The organism is Streptomyces sp. BV286, from assembly GCF_019090165.1.
Lineage (GTDB): Bacteria > Actinomycetota > Actinomycetes > Streptomycetales > Streptomycetaceae > Streptomyces.
In genome coordinates this window covers 18,048-43,750 of the sequence record NZ_JAHRIB010000114.1, presented here as the reverse complement: position 1 = coordinate 43,750, position 25,703 = coordinate 18,048, and the positions used below count along the sequence as shown (strand labels likewise).

The following is a 25,703-nucleotide window of genomic DNA, read 5'->3' as shown; positions in this document are numbered from 1 at the left end:
ACTCTGGGACCTGTGAGCCTGAACCTCCGCCGAACCGTCACCCTGTGCGTGGCCCTGAGCCTCTGCGCCCTGCTGGCCGTGCCCGGCAACTTCCCCGGGCTAGGCGCCGACGCCCGGCTGACGCTCGCCGTGTTCACGCTGGCGACCTGCGCGTGGATCGGTACGCCCATCGACGACACGTACATCGCCCTGGGCGCGGGACTCGCCCTCACGGTGACCGGGGTGATCAGCAGCGACACGCTCTTCGGCACCCTCGGCGACTCGACGGTCTGGCTGCTGATCTGCGCCTTCGTGCTCGCGGCGGCGGTGACCCGGACCGGGCTCGCCGGGCGGGCGGCGGCGTTCCTGGTCGGCGGGGCGCGCGGTGTGCGGCAGTTGGTGCACCTGACCACCGCGGCGCTCGTCGTGACGGCGTTCGCGGTGCCCGCCACCTCCGGCCGGGCCGCGCTGGCACTGCCGGTGTTCCTCGCGCTCGCCAAAGCACTGGCCGACCGGAAACGACTGGTCGTGATGCTGGCACTGCTCTTCCCGACCGTGATCCTCCTGTCGGCGGTGGCGACCCTGATCGGTGCGGGAGCGCATCTGATCACGGTGTCGGTGCTGTGGGAGACCACGGGCGACCGCATCGACTTCACCCAGTGGCTGCTGCTCGGCCTGCCGCTGGCGGTGGTGTCCTCCCATCTGGCCGCCGAAGCGGTGCTGTGGACGACCACCCGGCGTTCGGACCGCCGAACTCCCGTCCGGATCACGGCCGATGACATCCAGCGGCACAGCGAGCGGCCGGTCACCGGCCCCTGGACACCGGCCGAGTCGCGGTGTGCGCTGCTGCTCGCCACCGTGGTCGTGCTGTGGTGCAGCGAACCGCTCCACCAGGTGTCGCCGGCGGTCGTCGCGCTGATCGGCGCGGTCGTCGCGGCCTCGCCCGCCCTCGGGACGGTCGGCCTCAAGGACGCCCTGAGGACCGTGCCCTGGTCGCTGCTCCTCTTCATGGCCGCGACGATGGCGATGGGGGTCGCGCTCGCGGACTCGGGGGCGGCGAAGTGGCTGGTGTCCGGCCTGCCGGCCGACGTGGAGCCGTGGCTCTTCCTCACGCTCGTCGTCGCGGTGAGCACGGCGGCCCACCTCGTCCTGCAGTCCCGCTCGGCCCGCTCGTCCGTGCTCGTGCCGCTGGTCGTCGCGGCGGCCGTGGGCGCGGGCGTCAACCCGGTCGCGGCGGCGCTGGCGTCCACCGCGGCGGCGGGCTTCTGCCACACGCTGCCGGCCTCGGCCAAGCCGGTCACCCTCTTCGCGGAGATACCCGGCACGCCGACCTACACCCCGCGCGACCTGCTGCGCCTGTCCGCGGTCCTCGCCCCGCTGACGGCCGCCCTCGTCCTGCTCTTCGCCCTCGCCGTGTGGCCGCTGCTCGGCGTGCCCGTCCTGAAGCCCTGACCCCTGAAGCCCCGATCCCCCGTACCTCCGACCGCCGGGTCCTGGAAGGCCCGGTTCCCGGAACCCGGACGTCCCGCAGCTCTGAAGGAGCCCGCCCATGCTGACCCGTTTCGCCGTCGCCCCCAGCGGCTTCAAGGAGTCCCTGTCCGCCCAGGCCGCCGCCGACGCCATCGCGGCCGGGGTGCGCCGTGTCGTCCCGGACGCCGAGGTCGATCTCATCCCGCTGGTGGACGGCGGCGAGGGCACCGCCCGGGCCCTCGCCACGGCCACCGGGGGCCAGCTGGTCGCCCTGCCCGCCACCGGCCCCCTGGGCGAGCCCGTGGGCACCCACTTCGCGCTGCTCGGCGGGGGTGACACGGCCGTCGTGGAGATGGCGGCCGTCGCCGGCCTCTCCCTCGTCCCGCACGGCCTGCGCGATCCGGGCGCCACCACCACGTACGGCGTGGGCGAGCTGATCCGCGCCGCCCTCGACACGGGCGTGCACCGCGTGCTCGTCGGCTGCGGCGACTCGGGCACCTCGGACGGGGGCGCCGGCGCGCTCCAGGCGCTGGGCGCCAGACTGCTCGACGCGGACGGCTTCGAACTCCCGCACGGCGGAGCCGAGTTGGTGCGCCTTCAGCGCATCGACCCGACGGGCCTCGACCCCCGCCTCGCGGACGTGGAACTGCTGGTCGCCTGCAACCCGTACAACGTGCTCTGCGGTGAGCTGGGCGTGGCCCGTGTCTTCGGTCCGCAGAAGGGGGCGACTCCCGCACAGGTCGAACAGCTCGCGGCCGGACTGGAGAACTGGGCGCGCGTCCTCACCCGGGACCTGCCGGTCACCGGCGACCTGTACGGCGGGCCGGGTACGGGCGCCTCCGGCGGCCTGGGCGCGGGCCTGGCGGCTCTCGGCGCCCGCCTCCTCCCCCGCTTCGAGGTGCTCCTCGACCACCTCGACCTGGACGCGCGGCTGGCCCGCGCCGACCTGGTCCTCACCGCCGAGGGCGCCCTGGACCACCAGACTCCGCGGGGCAAGGTCCCCGCCGAGGTGGCCCGCCGCGCCAAGCTCCACGGGCGTCCGGTCCTCGCCCTGGCGGGCACCCTCGGCGAGGGCGCGCACACGGTGCCCGGCGTGGACGCGTACAGCGGGATCCTGCCCGCTCCGATGGCACCGGCCGAGGCGTTCCTGCGCGCTGGCGAACTCCTCACGGACGCGACGGAGCGGGCCCTGCGCATGGTGGTGCTGGGTGCCCGGCTGCCCACCGGCCCACGGCCCCGGACGCAGGAAGCGGCACCCTCGCCCCTGTCCGCGCCCCCGTCCAGGCCGCTTCAGACGCCGTTGTCCGCCCCGGTGTCCGGGACGCAACGGCCGTCCTCCGTACGGTAGTTCCAGCGCGCGCCGTCCGTGACGAGCTCCTTCACGGCTCGCAGGAACCGCTCCACGTGCTCGTCGGGCGTGCCCGCGCCGAAGCTGACCCGGATGGCGTTGAGGGACTTCTCGCCGGGGGCCGCCTCGGGGGCACCGCACTCGCCCTGGGTCTGCGGGTCGCTGCCGAGGAGCGTACGGACGAGGGGGTGGGCGCAGAAGAGACCGTCACGGACGCCGATGCCGTACTCGGCGGAGAGCGCGGCGGCGAAGTGCGAGCTGTTCCAGCCGTCGACGACGAAGGAGATGACGCCGACGCGCGGCGCGTCGTCCCCGAAGAGCGAGAGCACGCGGACCTGCGGCACCTCGGCGAGGCCCCGGCGCACGGTGTCGACGAGGTGCTGCTCGCGGGCGACCAGCGTGTCGAAGCCTGCCTCGGTGAGTGCCTTGCAGGCGGAGGCGATGGAGTAGGCGCCGATGACGTTGGGCGAGCCGGCCTCGTGCCGGGCGGCGCTCTCGTGCCACTCCACGTCGACGCCGCCGTCGGTGCGCCGCGACACCTTCCGCGAGGCACCCCCGCCGGCGAGGTACGGGTCGGCCTCACGCAGCCAGTCGAAGCGTCCCGCGAGCACACCCGAGCCGAACGGCGCGTACAGCTTGTGACCGGAGAAGGCGACCCAGTCCACGTCCAACTCCTGTACGGAGACCGGGTGGTGGGGGGCGAGCTGGGCCGCGTCGAGGACGATCCGGGCGCCCTGCGCATGGGCGGCGGCGGCCAGCTCCCGTACGGGCCACAGCTCACCGGTGACGTTCGAGGCGCCCGTGACGCACACGAGTGCCGGTCCGTACGGGTCACGGCCGGCGAGCGCCCGCTCCAGTGTCGCGACGGCCTCACCGGGCGTGCGCGGGGCGTCGAGGTACGTGACCCGGGCGTCCTGCCACGGCAGCAGTGACGCGTGGTGCTCGGTCTCGAAGACGAAGACCTGGCAGTCGGCGGGAAGGGCGGTGGCGAGGAGGTTCAGCGAGTCGGTGGTGGACCGGGTGAAGACGACCTCGTCGTCGCTCCGGCAGTCGAGGAACTCCGCGACGGTCCTGCGGGCGTTCTCGAAGAGGTCCGTGGACAGCTGGGACAGGTACCCGGCCCCGCGGTGCACGCTGCCGTAGTACGGGGCGTACGCGGCCACGTCGTCCCACACCCGCTGGAGGGCGGGAGCGCTGGCCGCGTAGTCGAGTGCCGCGTAGGTGACCTCGCCGCCGGTCACGAGCGGAACGGTGACGTCCCGGCCCAGCACGGGCAGGGGCCCGGCGGCGTCGGTGTCACAGCAGGCGGACCGGTCGGAGGCAACGGTGGAGACAGACATGGCGAACTCCTGTGAGAGGCAGGCGAAGTCACTGTGCGGGCGGGCACGGCCCGGCCCGGCACAGGAAAGGTGAAGGGGGTACGCGGAGGTGGGGCTCGGCGCCCTATCGCATTCGCTTGCTCATGAAAGGCTCCCTCGAACGACCAGGACCCCTGGTGTCTCCGCTCACAGAAGCGGCGAGGGGTCCGCGCTTGCCGTAGACCTCACTGCCTACGACCTGGTCTTCACCCGGGGCACCCCGCCACGGACGGAGGGTTGCCGGACAGTCGGCCGGGGCCTCATGACTGTCACTCATGACCTGCCAGCATCTTGCCACACGATCACCGGGGCGCAACCCCGCTGTCCGCATACCGGGACGGCACCTTCGGACGACGACTGCCCCGCGCCCCTTCAGGGGCGCGGGGCAGTCGTCGTCCAGGGGGCGCGGGGAACTGCGCGACCAGCCCCCACCGGGCCGCGGACGAAGCGCTACGCGTTGGTCGCGGCCACCCACCGCTCCAGCGTCCGCAGGGCCGCCCCGGAGTCGATGGCCTCCGCGGCGCGGGCCATCCCCGCCCGGATCTGCTCCGCGAGGGAACCAGGCCCCGGCGACAGCGCCACCAGCGCCGCCGCCGAGTTCAGCAGGACGGCGTCCCGCACGGGCCCCGTCTCCCCCTGGAACAGCCGCCGCGCGACATCCGCGTTGTACGAGGCGTCGGCGCCCCGCAGCGCCTCCACCGGCACCAGCTCGATGCCGACGTCACGCGGGTCGAAGGCCTCCTCGCGCACCTGCCCGTCCCGTACGACCCACACCCGGGACGTGGACGTGGTGGTCAGCTCGTCGAGCCCGTCGTCCCCGCGGAAGACGAGCGAGGAGTTGCCGCGCTCCGCCAGGACGCCGGCCACGATGGGCGCCATGGGCGCGTGCGCCACCCCGACCGCCTGCGCCTTCACCCGTGCCGGATTGGTGAGCGGGCCGAGGAAGTTGAAGGTCGTCCGGATCCCCAACTGCCCTCGCGCCGCCGCCACATGACGCAGCGCCGGATGGAACTTCACCGCGAAGCAGAAGGTGATCCCGGCTTCCTCGGCGACCTCGGCGACCCGCCGCGGCGTCAGCTCCAGATTGACGCCCAGCTTCTCGAGGACGTCCGAGGCACCGGACGCGGAGGACGCCGCGCGGTTGCCGTGCTTGACGACCTTGGCGCCCGTACCGGCGATGACGACGGCCGACATCGTCGAGATGTTGACGGTCTTCGCCCCGTCCCCGCCGGTACCGACGATGTCGACGGTCTCCCCCGGCACCTCGATCACGTTGGCGTGCGCGTACATCGTGCGGACCAGGCCGGTGATCTCCTCGACGGTCTCGCCCTTGGCCCGCAGCGCCACCGCGAACCCCGCGATCTGGGCGTCCGTCGCCTCGCCCCGCATGATCAGGTCCATCGCCCAGGCCGTGTCGTCGGCGCTCAGGTCGCGGCCGTCCAGCAGGCCGTTCAGGAGAGCGGGCCAGGAACGGCCCGCCGCGAAGTCGCCTCCAGCGGGGGTCACAGCACTCATTTGCCGCTCCTGGGTTCGTAGACGCGCGACGGTGGATTCACCCTGCGTACAGGGACGGGTCCACCCTATCCAGCCCTCGGGACGGCAAAGAGCCCCGTCCATGCAATGGACGGGGCTCCTGCCGTGGCGAACAGGTCGGAGATCAGTGGTGGCCGTGGCCGCTCGTGATCTCCTTGTACTCCTCAGCGGTCGGCTTCGGGATCTGGTTGTCCTCACCGAAGTAGGCGTTGCTGAGCTTGGCACGCAGCTTCTGCGGGCCCTTCACCTTGCGCTCGACACCGTTCTCGTCGACCGCCGGGCCGATCTGCGCCGGCTCGTACTGCTCGTGCGCCGTGAGGGTGTGCAGGGCCTCCTGGCTGAGCGGCTCGTGCACCTCGACGAACTCACCGTGCGGCAGGCGCTTGATGATGCCCGACTCGCGGCCGTGCAGCACCTTGTCCTTGTCCCGGCGCTGGAGGCCGAGGCAGATCCGCTTGGTGGCGATGAACGCGAGGACCGGTCCGACGAAGAACCCGACCCGGACGAACCAGGTGACCGCGTTGATCGACAGATGGAAGTGTGTGGCGACGATGTCGTTGCCACCACCGATCAGCATGATCACGTACGCGGTGACCCAGGCGACACCGAAGGCCGTGCGGGTCGGGGCGTTGCGCGGACGGTCCAGGATGTGGTGCTCGCGCTTGTCCCCGGTGATCCAGGACTCGATGAACGGGTAGAGCGCGATCATCGCGAGGAAGATGCCGAAGACCACCAGGGGGATGAACACGCCCAGGACGAGCGTGTGGCCCCAGATGTTGATCTCCCAGCCGGGCATGGCTCGGATCAGACCCTCGGCGAAGCCCATGTACCAGTCGGGCTGGGCGCCCGTGGACACCTGGTCCGGCCGGTACGGCCCCAGCACCCAGATCGGGTTGATGGTCGCGACCGCGGACAGCATGGCGATGAACCCGAAGACCAGGAAGAAGAAGCCTCCGGCCTTGGCCATGTAGACCGGCAGCAGCGGCATGCCGACGACGTTCTTGTTGGTCTTTCCGGGACCCGCGAACTGGGTGTGCTTGTGGTAGAAGACCAGGATCAGGTGGCCGACCACGAGCCCCAGCATGATGCCGGGCAGCAGCAGGATGTGGATCGAGTAGAACCGTGCGACGAAGTCGCCGCCCGGGAACTCCCCGCCGAACAAGAACATCGAGATGTACGTGCCGACGATCGGCATCGACAGGATCGCGCCCTGGGTGAAGCGGACACCGGTGCCGGAGAGCAGGTCGTCCGGGAGCGAGTAGCCGGTGAAGCCGGTGAACATGCCCAGGACGAACAGCAGGAAGCCGAACAGCCAGTTGATCTCACGCGGCTTGCGGAACGCGCCGGTGAAGAAGACGCGCATCATGTGCACGAACATGCCGGCCAGGAAGACGATCGCCGCCCAGTGGTGGATCTGCCGGATCAGCAGACCGCCACGCACGTCGAAGCTGATGTCCAGCGTGGAGGCGAACGCCTCCGACATCAGCTGTCCCTGCAGCGGGACGTAGCTTCCGTGGTACTCGATCTCGTTCATCGAGGGGTGGAAGAACAGCGTCAGATACACACCCGTGAGGATGATGATCAGGAAGCTGTAGAGGCAGATCTCGCCCAGCATGAAGGACCAGTGGTCCGGGAAGATCTTGCGCATGTTGGCCTTGGCGAGGGAGTAGATCCCCAGCCGGCCGTCGGCCCAGTCGGCGACGCGCTCGCCGGCCGGTGCCTTCTCGCGCGAGCGCGAGTCTGCGGAGTTGGTCGTAGTGCTCATCCGCGCTCCCAGAAAGCAGGACCGACGGGCTCTTCGAAGTCGCTGAGCGCCTCGAGGTAACCCTCGTCGTTCACACCGATGCGCAGCTGCGGCAGGGCGTGACCGGCCGGGCCGAAGATCACTCGGGCACCGTCGGCGAGGTCGAAGGTGGACTGGTGGCACGGGCAGAGGACGTGGTGCGTCTGCTGCTCGTACAGGGAGATCGGGCAACCGACGTGGGTGCAGATCTTCGAGTACGCCACGATGCCCTCGTGGGACCACTCGAGCTCACGCTTGTCCTTGATGTTCTCCGGCTGCAGCCGGACGATCATCAGGGCCGCCTTGGCGATCTCGGTCTGGAAATCGTGGTCGTGCTCCTCCAGGCCCTCGGGCATGGCGAAGGTCAGCGACCCCACGGCGACGTCGGACGGACGCAGCGGCTCGTTCGTGTTCATGTTGACGAGCAGCTTGCCCTTGGACCACAGCGTGTGCCGCAGCTTGTCCTCCGGCAGCGGACCGAGGTCGCGCAGCAGGACGATGCCGGACAGCGGGAACAGCGTCAGCGCGCCGAACATCGTGTTGCGGATGAGCTTGCGGCGGCCGAGCGCGGACTCCTTGGCACCCTGCTTGAAGTCGGCCAGAACCTTGGCCTTGACCTCGGGCTCCGCCGCGATGGCGTGGCGCTCGTCGGCCATCTCCTCGTCGGACATCAGGGTGCGGGCCCAGTGGACCGCGCCCGCGCCGATGCAGAACAGCGCCAGGCCGAGCGTCATGCCCAGGGCGAAGTTCAGACCGCTGATGTGACCGAGCGGGAAGATGTAGACGATCTTGTCGGCCGGGATCGTCACGAAGGACGCGATGAACCCGACCGTGGCCAGCATCGACAGCGTGAACAGCAGGGCGACCGTGCGCTCGGACCGCTTGGCGGCCCGCTCGTCGATGTCCTGGATGCGGTGCTCGTGCGGCGGCAGACCGGGATCCGCGAACGGGTGCTTCTCGTCCGCGACACCCACGGCACCGTGCGCGTGCTCGTCGTCGGCCCGCTCGGCGGGCAGCTTCTCTTCTGGAATGTCTTGGCTACTCATGACTTCTTGGCCTTTGCGGTCCGGGCGGCGACCCACACGGCGACGGCGATCAGTCCGCCGAGACCGAAGATCCAGCCGAAGAGGCCTTCGCTGACCGGCCCGAGGCCGCCCAGCTCCAGACCACCGGGGCTCTCCGAGTCATCGCTGTTGACCGCGTCGAGGTACGCGATGATGTCCTGCTTGTTCTTCTCCGTCAGCGTGGTGTCGGGGAAGGAAGGCATGTTCTGCGGGCCGGTCTGCATGGCCTCGTAGAGGTGCTTCGGGTCGACATCCTCCAGCGTCGGGGCGTACTTGCCGTTGGTCAGCGCGCCGCCCTTGCCGGTGAAGTTGTGGCACTGCGCGCAGTTGGTCCGGAAGAGCTCGCCGCCCTCGGCGATGTCCGCGCCCTCGGCGCTGTACTGCTCCTCGGTCGGCACGCTCGGGCCGGCGCCCAGTGAGGCGACGAACGCCGCGAGCTGGTCGATCTCGGCCTGCGAGTAGATGACCTTCTTCTTCGGGACCTGCGCGCCCGGCTGCTGGGCCGGCATGCGGCCGGTGCCGACCTGGAAGTCGACGGCCGCGGCGCCCACGCCCGCCAGGCTGGGACCGTCGGTGGTGCCTTCACCGCCCGTGCCGTGGCAGCTCGCGCAGCCGACGGCGTAGAGCTTCTTGCCCTCGTCGATGGCGAGGGACTGGGCGGATGTATCGGCCTGTGCCTTGTCCGCGGGCGCGAACGCGGTGTACAGCCCCCCGGTGGCCGCCAGCGCGAGGAGTAGGACGACGACCGCCGCCAGCGGATGGCGTCGTCGTGCGGAGAGCTTTTTCACGGATTACCCCGGTGTCAGGATCTTCAGCGTCGATGCTTCTGGAATGTGCGCGGGAACGGGCCCGGCTACTTGATCATGTAGATCGTGGCGAAGAGGCCGATCCAGACGACATCGACGAAGTGCCAGTAGTAGGACACGACGATGGCGGCGGTCGCCTGCTCATGCGTGAACCTGCGGGCGGCGTAGGTGCGCCCGAGGACCAGCAGGAAGGCGATGAGACCACCCGTCACGTGCAGGCCGTGGAAGCCGGTGGTCAGGTAGAACACCGAGCCGTACGGGTCGGACGAGAGCGACAGGCCCTCGTGCTTGACCAGCTCGGTGTACTCGTAGACCTGACCGCCGATGAAGATCGCACCCATCACGAAGGTGACGATGAACCACATCCGGAGCTTCTTCACGTCCCCGCGCTCGGCGGCGAAGACGCCGAGCTGGCAGGTGAGGGAGGAGAGCACCAGGATCGTGGTGTTCGTCGCCGAGAACGGGAAGTTCAGGCTGGACGCCATTTCCTTCCAGTGGTCGGGACCCGTCACCGATCGCAGGGTGAAGTACATCGCGAAGAGGGCCGCGAAGAACATCAGCTCGGAACTCAGCCAGATGATGGTTCCGACGCTGGTGAGGTTCGGTCGATTGACCGACGGGTGCGCGTGCCCGGTATCTACTGTCGTTGCTGTCGCCACGACCGACATTATGTCGGTCGCTTATCCCGCCCTCACTCCCGGGGGTGCCGTTCGGGGTGTCTGTGGGGTGTGTCCAGCCCGTATGGCCCATCGAAGCCCTGTCCGAACCGGTGTTGACCACGTGGTCGAGGGAGTAGCATCCGCGCATCGGACCCTGTCCGTGATCTGTCTCTACGACGCTGACGTCCCGGAGGAAGAATGCAGCCGACCGCAACGGTGCTGGTCTACAGCGACGACTCCAACACCCGCGAACAGGTGCGGCTCGCGACGGGCCGCAGGCCCGCGACGGACGTTCCCCAGGTCGAGTTCATCGAGTGCGCCACCCCTGCCGCGGTCATCAAGGAGCTCGACCGCGGCGGCATCGACGTGTGCGTGCTGGACGGCGAGGCGGTTCCTGCGGGCGGGATGGGGATCTGCCGGCAGATCAAGGACGAGATCTTCAACTGCCCGCCGGTGCTGCTGCTGATCGGACGGCCGCAGGACGCATGGCTGGCCACGTGGAGCCGGGCCGAGGCCGCGGTGACCCTGCCGGTGGATCCTGTGGAGTTCGCCTCGGCCCTGGCGGGACTGCTGCGCGGTAAGCGGGCACTGAGCGCCTAGCGTCGTGCGACGCCTGCCGTGGGCGGGCTCGGGTCCGTCGCGGCCGGCCGCGCAGTTCCCCGCGCCCCTTGCGGGGGCCCTGCTACGCGGGCTCGGGGTTCAGGCGCAGGCGGTCCTCGGGGGCCGGGCCCTCCACGGTGTCCGCCACCAGGGCACTGCCCTTGCGCCATTTCTTCCAGGTCAGGTTCCAGTCACCGAAGCCGTTGCCGAACGCGTCCATCGTGTTGCCGTACGAGTTCACGACCTTGACGATGTCTCCGGCACGGACGGTCTCGAAGAACCACTCGGCGTTGGCCATGCTCATGCCGGTGCAGCCGTGGCTGACGTTGGCCGCCCCCTGGGAGCCGGTGGACCAGGGCGCGGCGTGCACGTACTCGCCGCTCCAGGTGACCCTGGTGGCGTAGTAGACGGGCAGGTCGTAGGACTCCGCGCTGCCCTCGGCGATGCCGATGCTGGTGCCGCGCATCCGTACGAAGTACTCCTTGCCCAGCACGACCTTGACACCGTTGCGGGTGTCGAAGCCCGGTTTGCCGGTGGTGACGGGGATCGTCTTGATCGCCTCACCGTTCCGGTAGACCGTCATCGAATGCGACGCGGCGTCCGTCACGGCCTCGATGCGGTCGCCCGTGGTGAGCGTCAGCGGCTTGACCTCGCCGCCCCAGAGCCGCTCGGCGACCTTGATGCCCGAGAGGTTGCTGGACGCCCGGACGGTGGCGTTGCTGGGCCAGTACTCCTTGGGGCGGTAGTGCAGCTTCTTGTCGTCCACCCAGTGCCAGGCGCCCTGGACCGCGGGCTGCGAGCGGACCTTGAGGGCCCGTTCGACGACGGCCCTCGCGGCCTTGTCCTTGACCGGGACGCTGAGTTCGGCGGTGACGGGCTGGCCGACGCCGTACGTGCCCTTCTCGGGCCCGAACGTCACGTTCAGCCGCTTCTTGGTTCTGGGGGTGCTGGTGTCGAAGCCGACGACCTTGCGTCCCGGCGCGCCGTCCTCGTCCTCGGTGCTCACGCGCACCGTGTAGTGGGCTCCTGCGGCGAGCGGTGAGGTGCTGTGCCAGCGGCCTCCGTCGGCCGACAGTTCGCCCGCCACGTACCGCCCTGCGGCGTCCGTGGCCGTGACGTCGGTGATGCGTCCGTCGGAGTCCTGGGCGGTGATCTCCAGGGGCTTGTCCGGGTCCGCCTTCTTGCCGTCGCTCACGGCGGCGCTGAAGGAGACGTCCTCGGCCGCGTCGTACGGCTTGGCGGAGAGCGGGTGGCCGTCGGAGCCGCAGGCCGTGGTGCCCACGGCTATGGCGGCCATCAGTGCCGTGCAGCTGACGGCGGTACGGTTCCGCGGGCGCGCCGCACCTGTGTCGGCGCCCCTGGAGGAAGCTGAGTGGCTCATGTCCTCAACGTAGGAACGGCTGTCGGTCGCGGCGCGCCGAGTGGGCCGTGCGGGGGACGGAAAGCGTGGCAAAAGAGGGAAGCCCGGACCTCCTGACGGAGTGTCCGGGCTTCCTTCGCTCAGCGCGTGCTACTGGTTCTGGCTTTCTCCGCGGTAGTACTCGAAGACCCAGCCCCACAGGCCGATCATGATGATCGGGGCCGAGAAGTAGAGCAGCCACCAGCCGAAGACGACGCCCATGAAGGCGAGCGCGCCACCGATGCCGAGGGAGAGCGGCTGCCAGCTGTGCGGGCTGAAGAAACCGACCTCACCGGCGTCGTCCGCGACGTCGGCCTCCTTGTTGTCCTGTGCGCCCGTGTCGACCCGCCGGGCGGTGAACCACAGGTAGTAGCCGATCATGACGCTCAGGCCGAAGCCCAGGAAGAGCGCCGTGGTGCCGGCCGGCTCCTTCGACCACACGCCATAGACGATCGCCATGACGAGGATGAAGACGGCGAGCCAGATGAACATCTTGCCCTGGACCTTCACTTGCCGGCCTCCTTTCCACCAGCGAGGGCCTTCTCACCGTGACCGGCGTTCTCGAGCTGGTCGAGAGCGGCGATCTCCGGGTGGTGCAGGTCGAAGGCCGGGGATTCGGAACGGATCCGCGGCAGCGTGAGGAAGTTGTGCCGCGGCGGCGGGCAGGACGTGGCCCACTCCAGCGAACGGCCGTAACCCCACGGGTCGTCGACCTCGACCTTCTTGCCGTACTTGGCCGTCTTCCACACGTTGTAGAAGAAGGGCAGGATCGACAGGCCGAGCACGAACGAACTGATCGTCGAGATCGTGTTCAGCGCGGTGAAGCCGTCGGCCGCCAGGTAGTCCGCGTACCGGCGCGGCATGCCCTCGGCGCCCAGCCAGTGCTGGACGAGGAAGGTGCCGTGGAAGCCGATGAACAGGGTCCAGAAGGTGATCTTGCCGAGGCGTTCGTCGAGCATCTTGCCGGTGAACTTCGGCCACCAGAAATGGAAGCCGGAGAACATCGCGAACACGACCGTGCCGAACACCACGTAGTGGAAGTGCGCCACCACGAAGTAGGAGTCCGAGACGTGGAAGTCCATCGGCGGCGAGGCCAGGATGACACCGGTCAGACCACCGAAGGTGAAGGTGATCAGGAAGCCGGTGGCCCACAGCATCGGGGTCTCGAAACTCAGTGACCCCTTCCACATGGTGCCGATCCAGTTGAAGAACTTCACGCCTGTTGGCACGGCGATGAGGAACGTCATGAAGGAGAAGAACGGCAGGAGGACTCCGCCGGTGACGTACATGTGGTGGGCCCACACCGTCACCGACAGGCCGGCGATGGCGATGGTCGCGCCGATCAGGCCCATGTAGCCGAACATCGGCTTGCGGGAGAAGACCGGGATGACCTCACTGATGATGCCGAAGAACGGCAGCGCGATGATGTACACCTCTGGATGCCCGAAGAACCAGAACAGGTGCTGCCACAGCAGGGCACCACCGTTCGCGGCATCGAAGATGTGTGCGCCGAACTTCCGATCCGCCTCCAGCGCGAACAGCGCGGCGGCGAGCACGGGGAAGGCGAGCAGGACCAGGACCGCGGTCAGCAGCACGTTCCACACGAAGATCGGCATGCGGAACATCGTCATGCCGGGGGCGCGCATGCAGATGATGGTGGTGATGAAGTTGACCGCGCCCAGGATGGTGCCGAAGCCGGAGAACGCCAGACCCATGATCCACATGTCGGCGCCGATGCCCGGCGAGCGGACCGCGTCGGACAGCGGGGAGTAGGCGAACCAGCCGAAGTCGGCCGCGCCCTGCGGGGTGAGGAAGCCACCGACCGCGATGAGCGAGCCGAACAGGTACAGCCAGTAGGCGAACATGTTCAGCCGCGGGAACGCCACATCGGGGGCACCGATCTGCAGCGGCATGATCCAGTTCGTGAAGCCCGCGAACAGCGGCGTCGCGAACATCAGCAGCATGATCGTGCCGTGCATCGTGAACGCCTGGTTGAACTGCTCGTTCGACATGATCTGCGTGCCGGGACGGGCCAGTTCGGCGCGCATGAACAGCGCCATCACGCCGCCGATGCAGAAGAACGCGAACGACGTGACCAGGTACAACGTGCCGATCGTCTTGTGGTCCGTGGTGGTGAGCCACTTGACCACGACGTTGCCCGGCTGCTTACGCCGGACCGGCACCTCGTTCTGATAGTGCTCGGTCTCGGCGGCACCCTGAGGTTCGTTGAGGATGCTCACAGTACGTTCGTCTCCCGTTCCTTCTCGTGGTCCGTCTGCTCGATGCCGGCCGGGACGTAACCGGTCTGGCCCTTCTCGGCGAGCTCCTTGAGGTGGGCCTCGTAGCGCTCGGGAGAGACGACCTTCACGTTGAAGAGCATCCGGGAGTGGTCCACGCCGCAGAGTTCGGCGCACTTGCCCAGGAAGGTGCCCTCCTTGTTGGGGGTCACCTGGAAGGAGTTGGTGTGCCCCGGGATGACGTCCTGCTTCATGAGGAACGGCACCACCCAGAAGGAGTGGATGACGTCACGCGAAGTGAGGACGAAGCGGACCGTCTTGCCCTTGGGGAGCCAGAGGGTCGGACCGGGGTTGTGCGTCTGCGGGTTCTCCGTGCCGGGTGTACCGACGTCGTAGACACCACCGGCGCCGGCCGGGAAGTCCTTCTTGAACCGATCCGGAATCGCGTCCAGGTTCTTGTCGGTCTTCGCGTCACCGGTCGAGCCGTCGACGTTCTCGATGTAGTTGAAGCCCCAGCTCCACTGGAAGCCGACGACGTTGACCGTCACATCGGGCTTCTTGTCGAGACTGAGGAGCTTCGACTCGTCGCGGGCCGTGAAGTAGAACAGCACCGAGACGATGATGAGGGGGACCACCGTGTACAGCGCCTCGATGGGCATGTTGTACCGGGTCTGCGGGGGAACTTCGACCTTGGTGCGGCTGCGCCGGTGGAAGAACGCGCTCCACAGGATCAGGCCCCAGACCAGCACGCCCGTGGCGAGCGCTGCGGCCCACGAGCCCTGCCACAGGGAGAGGATCCGAGGAGCCTCTTCCGTGGTCGGGGTGGGCATACCAAGGCGGGGAAAGTCCTTGTATGTGCAACCGGTCGCGGTCGCCAGGACCAGGCCCGCAGTCAGTGCCTGCAGCAGCTTCCGCCGCATCGGGCGCCGCGGCATGGGGGTACCGCCCGCGCCCCCTGGGGCGTGGGGGAGGTCGGAGCCGTAGGGACTCACGTAGCGCCTTCCCGAGAGTCTCGCCCGCGCGGTCGGCTGCGGCCTTCTCGCCGGTCGGTCGCCGCCCTGCGTCGGGCAGGGGTTTGGATGTTTATGCGGACCAAACCCTACTGGACGCTTTTTGGGGTCGCGCGGGGAGGGTCCCCAACGCGCCGCCGCTCACCCCGAAGGGGTGGAACGCGGGGCTCTGCGAGGCATGTGACGGGGCGTTCGAGTGCGTGCCCCTCCGGGTGGGGCGGGGTGCCGGGAGCTCGGTCGGTGCGGTGCGTCCGCGGGTGCGGGTGCGGGTGCGGGTGCGGCGTGGCCGGTCGCGCAGTTCCCCGCGCCCCTCGGGGAAGGGCTTCGCCCCGTCCCCCTGCGCGAGCGGCCCCCGGCACCCCACCCCGCGGGGAGCGTTAGCGTGGCCCCGTGTCCTACTTCGACGCCGCATCGTCCGCCCCCCTCCACCCCGTGGCCCGCCAGGCCCTCCAGGCCTCCCTCGACGAGGGCTGGGCGGACCCTGCCCGCCTCTACCGCGAGGGCAGGCGCGCCCGGTTGCTCCTGGACGCCGCCCGTGAGGCCGCCGCAGAGGCGGTCGGCTGCCGTCCGGACGAGCTGGTGTTCACCTCGTCCGGCACACGCGCGGTGCACCTGGGCATCACCGGCGCGCTCGCGGGTCGCCACCGCGCCGGACGCCACCTGATCGTGTCCGCCGTCGAACACTCTTCGGTGCTCCATTCGGCTCAGACCCATCGGCGCGAGGGCGGCACGGTGTCCGAAGTGCCCGTTCTGCGTACGGGTGCGGTGTCCCCCACCGCGTACGCCGATGCCCTTCGCCCCGACACGGCGCTCGCCTGCCTCCAGTCCGCCAACCACGAGGTGGGTACGGAGCAGCCGGTGGCGGCCGTCGCCGAGGCGTGCCGTGCGGCGGGCGTACCGCTGCTCGTGGACGCGGCGCAGTCACTGGCCTGGGGGCCGGTCGAGGGCCGCTGGTCACTGCTGACGGGCAGCGCCCACAAGTGGGGCGGGCCCGCGGGGGTCGGACTGCTCGCCGTGCGCAAGGGAGTGCGGTACGCGTCCCAAGGTCCCGCCGACGAGCGGGAGTCGGGGCGCTCGCCGGGTTTCGAGAACATTCCGGGCATCGTCGCCGCGGCGGCCTCGCTGCGCGCCGTACGGGCCGAGGCGGCGGCCGAGTCGGTCCGGCTGCGGGAGCTGACGGACCGGATCCGCTCGCGGGTGCCCGAACTGGTCCCGGACGTGGAGGTGGTGGGCGACCCGGCCGGCCGGCTCCCCCATCTCCTCACCTTCTCCTGTCTCTATGTCGACGGAGAGACACTGCTGCACGAGCTGGACCGTGAAGGGTTCTCCGTTTCGTCCGGATCGTCCTGCACGAGCAGCACGCTGACGCCGAGCCATGTGCTGAAGGCCATGGGCGTGCTCAGCGAGGGCAACGTACGGGTGTCCCTGCCCCTCGGGACGCCGGAGGAGGACGTCGACCGATTCCTGGACGTCCTGCCCCGTACGGTGGCGGCGGTCCGCGAGAAGCTGGGCGCGCCGGCGGCCGCCGCGGTGGCGCCGGTCGGGGCCGGCTCCCCCGCCGCCCCGGCCCCGCTGGTGGTGGACGCCCTCGGCAAGCGCTGCCCGATTCCCGTGATCGAGCTCGCCAAGGTCATCACCGACGTCCCGGTGGGCGGCACCGTCCGCGTCCTCTCGGACGACGAGGCGGCCCGCCTGGACATCCCGGCGTGGTGCGAGATGCGAGGGCAGGAGTACGTGGGCGAGGAACCGACGGAGGGCGGAACGGCGTACGTGGTCCGCCGCCTGGCCCCCTAGCGCCGGTCCGCCCCGAAGGGGCGCGGGGAACTGCGCGACCAGCCCCCACGCACCCTCGGACGGCGACGAACCGAAGCGCACCCGTCAGAAGGGCACCGGCACTACGCCAGGTGCCTCTGAACCTCCGCGGCGGCGTCGTGCCCGTACGCCTTCGTGAACCGGTCCAGGAAGTGTGAGCGGCGCAGCTGGTACTCCTGCGTGCCCTTGGTCTCGATGACGAGCGTCGCGAGCATGCAGCCGACCTGCGCGGCTCGCTCGTGCGAGACACCCCAGGCCAGTCCCGACAGGAAGCCCGCGCGGAAGGCGTCGCCGACGCCCGTCGGGTCGACCTTCGCCGTCTCCTCCGCGACACCGACCTCGATCGGGTCCGCGCCGACGCTCTCGATCCGCACCCCGCGCGCCCCGAGGGTCGTCACCCGGTGTCCGACCTTGGCGAGGATCTCAGCGTCGCTCCAGCCGGTCTTGGCCTCGATGAGCCCCTTCTCGTACTCGTTGGAGAAGAGATAGGTCGCCCCGTCGAGGAGGAGGCGGATCTCGTCGCACTCCATGCGGGCGATCTGCTGGGAGAAGTCGGCGGCGAAGGGGATCGAGCGGGCCCGGCACTCCTCGGTGTGCCGGAGCATCCCCTCGGGGTCGTCCGCACCGATCAGGACGAGGTCGAGTCCGCCCACCCGGTCGGCGACCTTCTTGAGCTCGATGAGACGGGCCTCGCTCATGGCGCCGGTGTAGAAGGAGCCGATCTGGTTGTGATCGGCGTCCGTGGTGCAGACGAAGCGCGCGGTGTGCAGCACTTCGGAGATCCGGACGGACGCGGTGTCGACGCCGTGCCGGTCCAGCCAGGCCCGGTACTCGTCGAAGTCGGAGCCGGCGGCCCCGACCAGGATCGGCGAGGTGCCGAGCTGGCCCATGCCGAAGGCGATGTTCGCACCCACGCCGCCCCGGCGTACGTCCAGATTGTCGACCAGGAAGGAGAGGGAGACCGTGTGCAGCTGATCCGCGACCAGTTGGTCGGCGAAGCGGCCGGGGAAGGTCATGAGGTGGTCGGTGGCGATGGAGCCCGAGACTGCGATACGCACGGCTAGGACACGCTCCTGCGAGGAGGGGGATTGACAGTTCACGCTACCGGGTCGGAGTCCGGCAGGCGGTGGGGTCTTCCTGGAGTCCGTCACGTCGAAGCAGGCAAAACTACCCAATAGTAGGGCTTTTTTCATGGGGCCTGAGGTGCATACGGTGCCGTCATGACGAACCTCAAGATCCATGGTGATGCCCCGCTCGGTCCCGAAGGCGTGGCGGGCGGGCTCGCGGAGCTGCGGGGGGACTGTGCGCGCATGGCCCCGCACTGGTCGGCTCCCGCCCGGATCGCCGCCCTCCCGGTGTCCCCGTCGCTCATCCACGGTGTGACCGTGCCGCCCGCCTCCGCCCGGCTGCTGGACGGCATGTCCGACTACGGCGACTGATCGACTCCGAGGAGGGGGGCGGGACCGTGACGCCGTGCGGCTCCGCCGCAGGGGCGCGAGCAGTCACTGACGGCCCGCGGATTTCGAACCCGCTCCCCCCGGAGGGAACCGCGCGCTCCCCCGCCGCGTCCCATCGCTGTCCCCCGTAAAGGGGAGGCAGGATACGACCCTGCTGTGCCCTGACCCGGTCAGGGGTGGGTCCCATGGGACAGCGGTGTGGCAGAAGGAGCGATGCGGTGGACACCGAGCGACCCGACAACGAAGCGGCCGGCGCAGCCGACGAGGACCAGCCGCGCCGACGGCGTTCGCCGGTGGCCGTCGCCTCGGTGGCGGCCGCGGTGATCCTCGTGGGTGGCGGCGGGGCGTACTTCGCCGCCACCGCGTCCGGCGGTTCCGGGGGCAGGGACAGTTCCGGTACACCGGGCGGTGACGGCAGTCCGCCGCTCCTCGCCCTCGACGGTTACACGGAGAGCGGTGCGGGCGGCACCGGCGGCACGAACGGCATCGCTCCCGGCGAGCCCGACCCGAACGGCGCGACCTACCGCGCCGAGGGCGAGCTGCCCGGTGGCCCCTCCTCCTCGGCCGTCTACCGGGCGAAGGGCGAGGTCACCGCGGCGGAGGTGGCACGGCTCGCGAAGGCCCTGGGCGTGGAGGGCACCCCGAAGGCGGAGGGGGACGCCTGGAAGGTCGGGGCCACCAAGGACGGCTTCGGGCCCGGTCTGCAGGTGAGCAGGAAGGCGCCCGGCATCTGGACGTTCAGCCGTTTCGCGGCCCGTACCGACAACTGCGAGAGCACCACGGTGTGCGCGAGCGGGAGCGCGGAGGGCACCGAGACCGACCCGGTGAGCGCCGAGGCCGCGAAGAAGGCCGCGGCGCCGGTCCTCAAGGCCGTCGGCCAGGACGACGCGAAGCTCGACGCAGGCCAGCTCATGGACTCCGTACGCGTGGTGAACGCGGATCCGGAGGTCGGCGGGCTGCCCACGTACGGCTGGACGACCGGCGTCCAGGTCGGCCCGGACGGCCAGGTGGTGGGCGGCAGCGGCCAGGTGAAGGCACCGGTGAAGGGGGACACGTATCCCGTCATCAGCGCGCGGAAGACGCTCGGCCTGCTGAACGGGTCGGGGACGGGCGGCGGGCGCGTGGGGATCGGCGGCTGCGCGAGCCCCGTGCCACTGAAGGACGGGAACGAGACGCCCTGCGAGGCGTCGACCACGGCGCCGAAGCCCGCTCCGGTCGTCGTCGAGGACGCGGTGTTCGGCCTGGCCGCGCACTTCGTGGACGGCCGGCAGGCGCTGGTGCCGTCCTGGCTCTTCGAGGTACGGCCCCCGGGGGCCGACGACAGTTTCACGGTCACCCATCCCGCGGTCGACCCGAAGTACCTGACCGCCCCGAAGCCGCCGGAGGCTCCTCCGAGCGAGAGCCCGACAGCCCGGCCGAGCCCGCGCACGAGCGAGCCCGGCGGCGGGACCTCCGCGGCGCCCACGACGCGGGACGTCCGGGTCGAGGGCTACAGCGTGAAGGGCAGGGAACTGACCGTGCGCTTCACGGGCGGCGTGTGCAGCGACTACGCGGCGTCTGCGGACGAGACCGGCGGCAGGGTGACGGCCCGGGTGACCGAGACCTTCGACCCGGACGCGGTCTGCATCCTGATCGCCAAGGTCTTCCACCGGACGGTCGAGCTCAAGGAGCCGCTCGGGGACCGGAAGGTGGTCGCCGACGACGGCAAGGCCGTACCCCTGGAGAAGGATCTTCCCTAGCCTGCCAGGCAGCCGGGGAAGGGGACTCCCCGGTCACTGGTACGCGAAAGGCGGCGCCCCGTTGGAGGGGGCGCCGCCTTTCTGCGGTGCTCGGCATCCGGCCGGGGCCGCCGCGCGAAGGATGGCTCGCCGACCGGGAGCGGCAGTCCTAGCTGAAGGAGTCGCCGCAGGCGCAGGAACCCGTCGCGTTCGGGTTGTCGATCGTGAAGCCCTGCTTCTCGATGGTGTCCACGAAGTCGATCGAGGCGCCGCCCAGGTACGGAGCGCTCATGCGGTCGGTGACGACCTTCACGCTGCCGAACTCCTTGACGACGTCACCGTCGAGGGAGCGCTCGTCGAAGAAGAGCTGGTACCGCAGGCCGGAGCAGCCGCCGGGCTGAACGGCGACGCGCAGCGCCAGGTCGTCGCGACCCTCCTGCTCGAGCAGGCCCTTGACCTTGTCCGCGGCGGCGTCCGACAGGAGGATGCCGTCGCTCACGGTGGTGGTCTCGTCCGATACGGACATCTGCTTCTCTCCCGGGTTGTACGGAGACTGCTTGCCGACGGTTGCAACCGGCGGGGCCTCGGATTCATTCCGGGCCGGGCTTGTGTCTTCGGGTTCTCTCTTCATGCTCGCACACACCGCGGAAAGCGGAAAACAGCCTGTGCACAACCCCACGGGCCGAGCCGCGGAACGATCTCCGCCCCGGCCCCCGCCCGTGCCCGGCCCGTTTCCGGCACGCTTTCGTCCCGCTTCCGGCGGACCCCACGGGATTCACGTCACATGGACGTTATGGACATCGTCAACGTGACGTGAAGCGGTTATGATAGATAACGTCATTTCGACGAAAAGGCGTGTCCTGCTCGGCCGTTCCAGTCGGTCGGCCGAGCGAGCCGCAGAACAGAAAGGGTGCGTGTCGTGACCACCGCCCAGACCCAGGAACTCGACGTACAGCCGACGCCCCTCGCCCTGCTGCTCCTCGGCCGTGAGGCCGACCCGCGGAGCGAGCGCGGCGTCGACTGTCCCGGTGACCTGCCCTCGCCGTCCGACCCGGACCTGGTGGAGCGCGCCCGCGCCGCCAAGGAGAAGCTCGGGGACAAGGTCTTCGTGCTCGGCCACCACTACCAGCGCGACGAGGTCATCCAGTTCGCGGACGTCACGGGGGACTCCTTCAAGCTCGCCAGGGACGCCGCCGCGCGCCCCGAGGCCGAGTACATCGTCTTCTGCGGTGTGCACTTCATGGCCGAGTCGGCGGACATCCTGACCTCCGACGACCAGCGGGTGGTCCTGCCGGACCTGGCCGCCGGGTGCTCGATGGCCGACATGGCCACCGCCGAGCAGGTCGCCGAGTGCTGGGACGTGCTGACCGAAGCCGGGATAGCCGAGCAGGTCGTGCCCGTCTCGTACATGAACTCGTCCGCGGACATCAAGGCGTTCACGGGCAAGCACGGGGGCACGATCTGCACGTCGTCCAACGCCAAGAAGGCGCTGGACTGGGCGTTCGAGCAGGGCGAGAAGGTCCTGTTCCTCCCCGACCAGCACCTGGGCCGCAACACCGCCGTGCGGGACATGGGCATGTCGCTCGACGACTGCGTCCTCTACAACCCGCACAAGCCGAACGGCGGGCTGACCACCGAACAGCTGCGGGACGCGAAGATGATCCTGTGGCGGGGGCACTGCTCGGTGCACGGCCGCTTCTCGCTCGACTCGGTGAACGACGTGCGGGAGCGCATCCCGGGCGTGAACGTCCTCGTGCACCCCGAGTGCCGGCACGAGGTCGTGGCCGCCGCGGACTACGTGGGCTCCACGGAGTACATCATCAAGGCGCTGGAGGCGGCTCCGGCCGGCTCCAAGTGGGCCATCGGCACGGAGCTGAACCTCGTCCGCCGCCTGGCGAACCGGTTCGCCCCCGAGGGCAAGGAGATCGTCTTCCTCGACAAGACGGTCTGCTTCTGCTCGACCATGAACCGGATCGACCTTCCGCACCTGGTCTGGACCCTGGAGTCGCTGGCCGAGGGCAATCTCGTCAACCGCATCGAGGTGGACCGGGAGACGGAGCAGTTCGCGAAGCTGGCGCTGGAGCGGATGCTGGCCCTGCCGTAGGGCTCCGCCGGGCGGGCGGTGTCTCGTCCGCGGGTCCGTCGTGGCCGGTCGCGCCGTTCCCCGCGCCCCTGACAAGACCGCGCCGTTCCCCGCGCCCCCGAAGGGGCCCGCGGGGAACGGCGCGGTCTTTCGAGTTCGGCTAGACCCCCGCCCGCTCCGGCTCGTCCGAGTCGGACGATGCCGGCCGGTCGGGAACCTCGGCCTTGGCCGCCCGCTTCGCCGTCTTCTTCTTCGCGCGGCGCTCCTTGCGGAGTTCGACCATCGCGTAGAGCGTCGGCACCAGGAGCAGGGTCAGCAGCGTCGACGTGATCAGACCGCCGATCACCACCACCGCCAGGGGCTTGGCGATGAAGCCGCCCTCACCGGTGATGCCCAGCGCCATCGGCAGCAGGGCGAAGATCGTCGCCAGGGCCGTCATGAGGATCGGGCGCAGGCGGTGCCGGCCGCCCTCCACCACGGCCTCGACGACGCCGTAACCCTGCTTGCGGTACTGGTTGATCAGGTCGATCAGCACGATCGCGTTGGTGACGACGATGCCGATCAGCATCAGCATGCCGATCATCGACGGCACACCCATCGGGGTGCCCGTGAGCACCAGCAGACCGATCGCGCCCGTCGCCGCGAACGGGATCGAGACGAGCAGGATCAGCGGCTGGATCAGCGACCGGAAGGTCGCCACCAGCAGCATGAAGACGATCGCGATCGCCGCGAGCATCGCGAGGCCGAGGGACGCGAACGCGTCGTCCTGGTCCTCGGAGACCCCGCCGATGGCGGCCGTGGCACCGGCCGGCAGCTTCAGCTTGTCGAGCTTGGCCGTCAGGTCGGCGCTGACCGCGCCGGTGTTGTCACCCGTCGGCTTCGCCGTGATCGTGGCCGCGCGCTGACCGTCGATGCGGGTCATCGACACCGGGCCGTCGACCAGCTCCACCGTCGCGATGTCACCGAGCTTCACCGCGCCGAGGTTCAAATTCTTCAGCTCGGACAGCGTCTCGGCCGGCTGCGCCGACTTGATGACCACGTCCCGCTCGGTGTCGTCCAGGATGGCCTTGCCGCTGGTGGTGCCGCGCACGGCCTGGCCGACGGCCGCGCCGAGCGTGGCGTCGTCGAACCCGGCGGCGGCCGCCCTGTCGTTGGCCCGGACCGAGATCCGCGGCACGGACTGGGCGAGGTCGCTGGTGACGTCGGTGACGTCGTCCAGCTTGGCGACCTCGTCCCGGACCTTCTCCGCCGCCTCGCGCAGTACGGCGGCGTCGGCGGACTTCACCACGACGCTCAGGTCCTGGCTGTTGAACCCGTCACCGGCCGCGACCGTCGTCGTACCGATCCCGGAGAGCCCGCCGAGCCCTTCCTCGATGCGGTCCTGGACGTCGTCGAAGGAGGCCGAGTCGGCGACCTTGACGGTGTACGAGGCCTGGTTGGTGTCCGTGCCCCCGCCGAACGCGGCCAGGAATCCGGAGGAGCCGATCGTGACCTGGTAGTCCTCGACGCCCTTGACGCCGGCGAGCATCCGTTCGACCTTCTTGGCCTGGGCGTCGGTCGCCGCCAGGCTGGTGCCGGGCTTCAGCTCCTGCTTGACCGTGAGGACCTCCTGCTCGCCCTGGTCGAAGAAGTTGGTCTTCAGCAGCGGCGCCATGCCGAACGTACCGACCAGGACGACCACCGCGATCGCCACGCTGGTGAGGCGGCGACGGGTCGCGAAGCGCAGCACGGGAACGTAGAAGCGCTGGAGACGGCTGCGCGCCTCCTTCTCCTCGGCCTTGCGGCGTGCCTCCTCCGGGTCCGCCCCGCGCACGTCCTTGGGAGCGCGCAGGAACCAGTACGAGAGCACCGGTACGACCGTCAGTGAGACGACAAGTGAGGCCAGCAGGGCCGCCGTGACCGTCAGGGAGAACGAGCCGAACAGTTCGCCGACCATCCCGCCGGTCAGACCGATGGGCAGGAAGACCGCGACGGTGGTCAGCGTCGAGGCGGTGACGGCGCCCGCGACCTCCCGTACGGCCTTGAGGATGGCCTCCTCGCGCTCCTCGCCGTAGCCGAGGTGCCGCTTGATGTTCTCCAGCACCACGATCGAGTCGTCGACGACCCGGCCGATGGCGATGGTCAGCGCGCCCAGCGTCAGGATGTTGAGCGACTCGCCGCGGGTCCACAGCACGATCAGCGCGAGGACGACGGACAGCGGGATGGAGACCGCGGTGACCAGCGTCGAACGGAGCGACGCCAGGAAGACCAGGATGACGAGGACCGCGAAGACGAGCCCGAGGCCGCCCTCGGTGGTCAGGCCCTTGATGGACTTGGAGACGGCCGGGCCCTGGTCGCTGACGACCGTCAGGGTGGCGCCGGATCCGAGGTCCTTGCGCAGGCCCGGCAGCTTGTCCTGGACCGCGTCCGAGACGGCGACCGCGCTGCCGTCGTGGTCCATGGTGACGGAGACGGCGAGGCTGGGCTTCCCGTCGGTACGGGTGATGGACTCCGTCTTGGCGGGCTTCTCCTCGACGGTGGCGACGGCACCGAGGCGTACGGGCTTCTTGCCGCCCTCGCCGGTGACCATCAGGTCCTCGATCTGGCGCAGCGAGGTGAATCCGCCGCCGACCTGGACCGTGCGGTTGCTGCCGTCCTCGTCGAAGGATCCGGCCGGTACGGTCGCGCCGCCCGCCTGGAGGGCCTGGCCGAGGGCGGCCGGGGTGAGTCCCGCCTTCGCCAGCTTCGCGTCGTCCGGCGTGACCGCGACCTCCAGGTCCCGGACCCCGTCGACGGTGACCTGGCCGACGCCGTCGATGTCCTTCAGCGCGGGCACGACGGTGCGGTCCAGCTGGTCCGAGAGGGCCTGCTGGTCCTTGCCCGAGGTGACGGCGAGGACGACGGTGGGTATGTCGTCGGTCGAACCGGCGACGACCTGCGGGTCCACGTCGTCGGGGAGCTGGGCGCGGGCGCGGTTCACGGCCTGCTGGACATCGGCCACGATCCGGGCGGAGTCGTTGCCGTAGTCGAAGGAGGCCATGATCAGGGCGTTGCCCTCGCTGGCCGTGGAGGTGACGCCGGAGATTCCGTCGACCGCTTCGAGGTTGTCCTCGATGGGCTCGACGACCTGCTTCTCGACCACGTCGGGGGATGCGCCCTGGTACGGCGCCAGGACCGACACCATCGGCAGTTCGATGGTGGGCAGCAGTTGCTGCTTGAGCTGCGGGATCGCTATCGCTCCGAAGGCGAGCGCGATGATCGACATGAGCCCTATGAGGGCACGCTGAGCGAGGCTGAAGCGGGACAGCCAGGACATGGGTGGCGGGTCTCTCTTCTGTGGCTTGGGGCTGTGGAGCGGAAGAAGGGGCTCATGTGAGCGTCCGCCTATCACTCTGAGCCATGCGCGAG

20 protein-coding genes and 1 riboswitch are annotated in these 25,703 nt (G+C 69.9%); of the genes, 7 read left to right on the top strand and 13 right to left on the bottom strand.

Translation table 11 applies throughout. The features are described 5' to 3' along the window. Window positions 1–18: 18 nt before the first annotated feature. Window positions 19–1,431 (top strand): SLC13 family permease, encoded by a 1,413-nt coding sequence (locus KUF83_RS16085; protein ID WP_254643932.1) that lies wholly within the window; start codon window positions 19–21, stop codon window positions 1,429–1,431. Window positions 1,432–1,528: 97 nt separating this feature from the next. After that, complete coding sequence (locus KUF83_RS16080) at window positions 1,529–2,797, top strand: glycerate kinase (protein ID WP_217455371.1); 1,269 nt, start codon at window positions 1,529–1,531, stop codon at window positions 2,795–2,797. Here KUF83_RS16080 and KUF83_RS16075 read toward each other — a convergent pair. The 6 genes from KUF83_RS16075 to KUF83_RS16050 all read right to left on the bottom strand — a co-directional run bounded on the left by KUF83_RS16075 (window position 2,740) and on the right by KUF83_RS16050 (window position 10,009). Continuing rightward, the gene (locus KUF83_RS16075) at window positions 2,740–4,137 is read right to left on the bottom strand and encodes an aminotransferase class V-fold PLP-dependent enzyme (RefSeq protein ID WP_217455370.1); all 1,398 of its coding nucleotides are present in this window, start codon (window positions 4,135–4,137) and stop codon (window positions 2,740–2,742) included. The genes KUF83_RS16080 and KUF83_RS16075 overlap by 58 nt on opposite strands. Window positions 4,138–4,319: 182 nt before the next feature. Continuing rightward, window positions 4,320–4,436: riboswitch (SAM riboswitch) on the bottom strand. Window positions 4,437–4,605: 169 nt separating this feature from the next. After that, window positions 4,606–5,670 carry an anthranilate phosphoribosyltransferase gene (trpD, locus tag KUF83_RS16070; protein WP_217455369.1) on the bottom strand — a complete coding sequence of 355 codons (1,065 nt, stop codon included), beginning with the start codon at window positions 5,668–5,670 and terminating at the stop codon, window positions 4,606–4,608. A gap of 142 nt (window positions 5,671–5,812) precedes the next feature. Beyond that, on the bottom strand, window positions 5,813–7,453 hold the full coding sequence (locus KUF83_RS16065; RefSeq protein ID WP_217455368.1) for a cytochrome bc complex cytochrome b subunit: 1,641 nt from the start codon (window positions 7,451–7,453) through the stop codon (window positions 5,813–5,815). Continuing rightward, on the bottom strand, window positions 7,450–8,517 hold the full coding sequence (locus KUF83_RS16060) for a ubiquinol-cytochrome c reductase iron-sulfur subunit (protein WP_217455367.1): 1,068 nt from the start codon (window positions 8,515–8,517) through the stop codon (window positions 7,450–7,452). The genes KUF83_RS16065 and KUF83_RS16060 overlap by 4 nt, the downstream gene beginning before the upstream one ends. Beyond that, window positions 8,514–9,323, bottom strand: a complete 810-nt coding sequence (locus KUF83_RS16055) for a c-type cytochrome (RefSeq protein WP_217455366.1) — start codon at window positions 9,321–9,323, stop codon at window positions 8,514–8,516. Before KUF83_RS16055 ends, KUF83_RS16060 begins: the two co-directional genes overlap by 4 nt. Before the next feature lie 65 nt (window positions 9,324–9,388). Further along, window positions 9,389–10,009 (bottom strand): heme-copper oxidase subunit III, encoded by a 621-nt coding sequence (locus KUF83_RS16050; protein WP_217455365.1) that lies wholly within the window; start codon window positions 10,007–10,009, stop codon window positions 9,389–9,391. Between the two features lie 189 nt (window positions 10,010–10,198). Here KUF83_RS16050 and KUF83_RS16045 point away from each other — a divergent pair, with 189 nt between their 5' ends. After that, window positions 10,199–10,600: a hypothetical protein gene (locus KUF83_RS16045; RefSeq protein ID WP_217455364.1), complete on the top strand. Its 402-nt coding sequence runs from the start codon at window positions 10,199–10,201 to the stop codon at window positions 10,598–10,600. A gap of 82 nt (window positions 10,601–10,682) precedes the next feature. Here KUF83_RS16045 and KUF83_RS16040 read toward each other — a convergent pair whose 3' ends face one another. The 4 genes from KUF83_RS16040 to coxB all read right to left on the bottom strand — a co-directional run bounded on the left by KUF83_RS16040 (window position 10,683) and on the right by coxB (window position 15,228). Next, on the bottom strand, window positions 10,683–11,981 hold the full coding sequence (locus tag KUF83_RS16040) for an Ig-like domain-containing protein (protein WP_217455363.1): 1,299 nt from the start codon (window positions 11,979–11,981) through the stop codon (window positions 10,683–10,685). A gap of 129 nt (window positions 11,982–12,110) precedes the next feature. After that, window positions 12,111–12,509: a cytochrome c oxidase subunit 4 gene (locus tag KUF83_RS16035; protein ID WP_217455362.1), complete on the bottom strand. Its 399-nt coding sequence runs from the start codon at window positions 12,507–12,509 to the stop codon at window positions 12,111–12,113. Beyond that, on the bottom strand, window positions 12,506–14,239 hold the full coding sequence (ctaD, locus tag KUF83_RS16030; protein ID WP_217455361.1) for a cytochrome c oxidase subunit I: 1,734 nt from the start codon (window positions 14,237–14,239) through the stop codon (window positions 12,506–12,508). Before ctaD ends, KUF83_RS16035 begins: the two co-directional genes overlap by 4 nt. Next, window positions 14,236–15,228, bottom strand: a complete 993-nt coding sequence (coxB, locus tag KUF83_RS16025; protein WP_374106071.1) for a cytochrome c oxidase subunit II — start codon at window positions 15,226–15,228, stop codon at window positions 14,236–14,238. Before coxB ends, ctaD begins: the two co-directional genes overlap by 4 nt. 408 nt (window positions 15,229–15,636) lie before the next feature. Between coxB and KUF83_RS16020 the strand changes: the two genes are divergently transcribed. Continuing rightward, the gene (locus KUF83_RS16020) at window positions 15,637–17,040 is read left to right on the top strand and encodes a cysteine desulfurase/sulfurtransferase TusA family protein (RefSeq protein ID WP_217455359.1); all 1,404 of its coding nucleotides are present in this window, start codon (window positions 15,637–15,639) and stop codon (window positions 17,038–17,040) included. Between the two features lie 101 nt (window positions 17,041–17,141). On the opposite strand, the gene KUF83_RS16015 is transcribed toward KUF83_RS16020, so the two are convergent. Next, the gene (locus KUF83_RS16015; protein WP_217455358.1) at window positions 17,142–18,116 is read right to left on the bottom strand and encodes a carbohydrate kinase family protein; all 975 of its coding nucleotides are present in this window, start codon (window positions 18,114–18,116) and stop codon (window positions 17,142–17,144) included. Window positions 18,117–18,278: 162 nt separating this feature from the next. Here KUF83_RS16015 and KUF83_RS16010 point away from each other — a divergent pair, with 162 nt between their 5' ends. Next, entirely contained in the window at window positions 18,279–18,497 is a 219-nt protein-coding gene (locus KUF83_RS16010) for a hypothetical protein (protein WP_217455357.1), read from the top strand. Window positions 18,498–18,733: 236 nt separating this feature from the next. Further along, complete coding sequence (locus KUF83_RS16005) at window positions 18,734–20,254, top strand: hypothetical protein (RefSeq protein ID WP_217455356.1); 1,521 nt, start codon at window positions 18,734–18,736, stop codon at window positions 20,252–20,254. Between the two features lie 148 nt (window positions 20,255–20,402). Here the strand turns inward: KUF83_RS16005 and KUF83_RS16000 are convergent, their stop codons facing one another. Then, the gene (locus KUF83_RS16000) at window positions 20,403–20,759 is read right to left on the bottom strand and encodes an iron-sulfur cluster assembly accessory protein (protein ID WP_217455355.1); all 357 of its coding nucleotides are present in this window, start codon (window positions 20,757–20,759) and stop codon (window positions 20,403–20,405) included. 393 nt (window positions 20,760–21,152) lie between these two features. Between KUF83_RS16000 and nadA the strand changes: the two genes are divergently transcribed. Continuing rightward, complete coding sequence (gene nadA / locus KUF83_RS15995) at window positions 21,153–22,337, top strand: quinolinate synthase NadA (protein ID WP_217455354.1); 1,185 nt, start codon at window positions 21,153–21,155, stop codon at window positions 22,335–22,337. Window positions 22,338–22,476: 139 nt separating this feature from the next. Here the strand turns inward: nadA and KUF83_RS15990 are convergent, their stop codons facing one another. Then, entirely contained in the window at window positions 22,477–25,611 is a 3,135-nt protein-coding gene (locus tag KUF83_RS15990) for an efflux RND transporter permease subunit (RefSeq protein WP_217455353.1), read from the bottom strand. Window positions 25,612–25,703: the final 92 nt, after the last annotated feature.

Coding starts and splice junctions, on each gene's coding strand:
- KUF83_RS16080 (WP_217455371.1), top strand. CDS start 1,529: ATGCTGACCCGTTTCGCCGTCGCCCCCAGCGGCTTCAAGGAGTCCCTG.
- KUF83_RS16075 (WP_217455370.1), bottom strand. CDS start 4,137: ATGTCTGTCTCCACCGTTGCCTCCGACCGGTCCGCCTGCTGTGACACC.
- trpD (WP_217455369.1), bottom strand. CDS start 5,670: ATGAGTGCTGTGACCCCCGCTGGAGGCGACTTCGCGGCGGGCCGTTCC.
- KUF83_RS16065 (WP_217455368.1), bottom strand. CDS start 7,453: ATGAGCACTACGACCAACTCCGCAGACTCGCGCTCGCGCGAGAAGGCA.
- KUF83_RS16060 (WP_217455367.1), bottom strand. CDS start 8,517: ATGAGTAGCCAAGACATTCCAGAAGAGAAGCTGCCCGCCGAGCGGGCC.
- KUF83_RS16050 (WP_217455365.1), bottom strand. CDS start 10,009: ATGTCGGTCGTGGCGACAGCAACGACAGTAGATACCGGGCACGCGCAC.
- KUF83_RS16045 (WP_217455364.1), top strand. CDS start 10,199: ATGCAGCCGACCGCAACGGTGCTGGTCTACAGCGACGACTCCAACACC.
- KUF83_RS16040 (WP_217455363.1), bottom strand. CDS start 11,981: ATGAGCCACTCAGCTTCCTCCAGGGGCGCCGACACAGGTGCGGCGCGC.
- KUF83_RS16010 (WP_217455357.1), top strand. CDS start 18,279: ATGACGAACCTCAAGATCCATGGTGATGCCCCGCTCGGTCCCGAAGGC.
- KUF83_RS16000 (WP_217455355.1), bottom strand. CDS start 20,759: ATGTCCGTATCGGACGAGACCACCACCGTGAGCGACGGCATCCTCCTG.
- KUF83_RS15990 (WP_217455353.1), bottom strand. CDS start 25,611: ATGTCCTGGCTGTCCCGCTTCAGCCTCGCTCAGCGTGCCCTCATAGGG.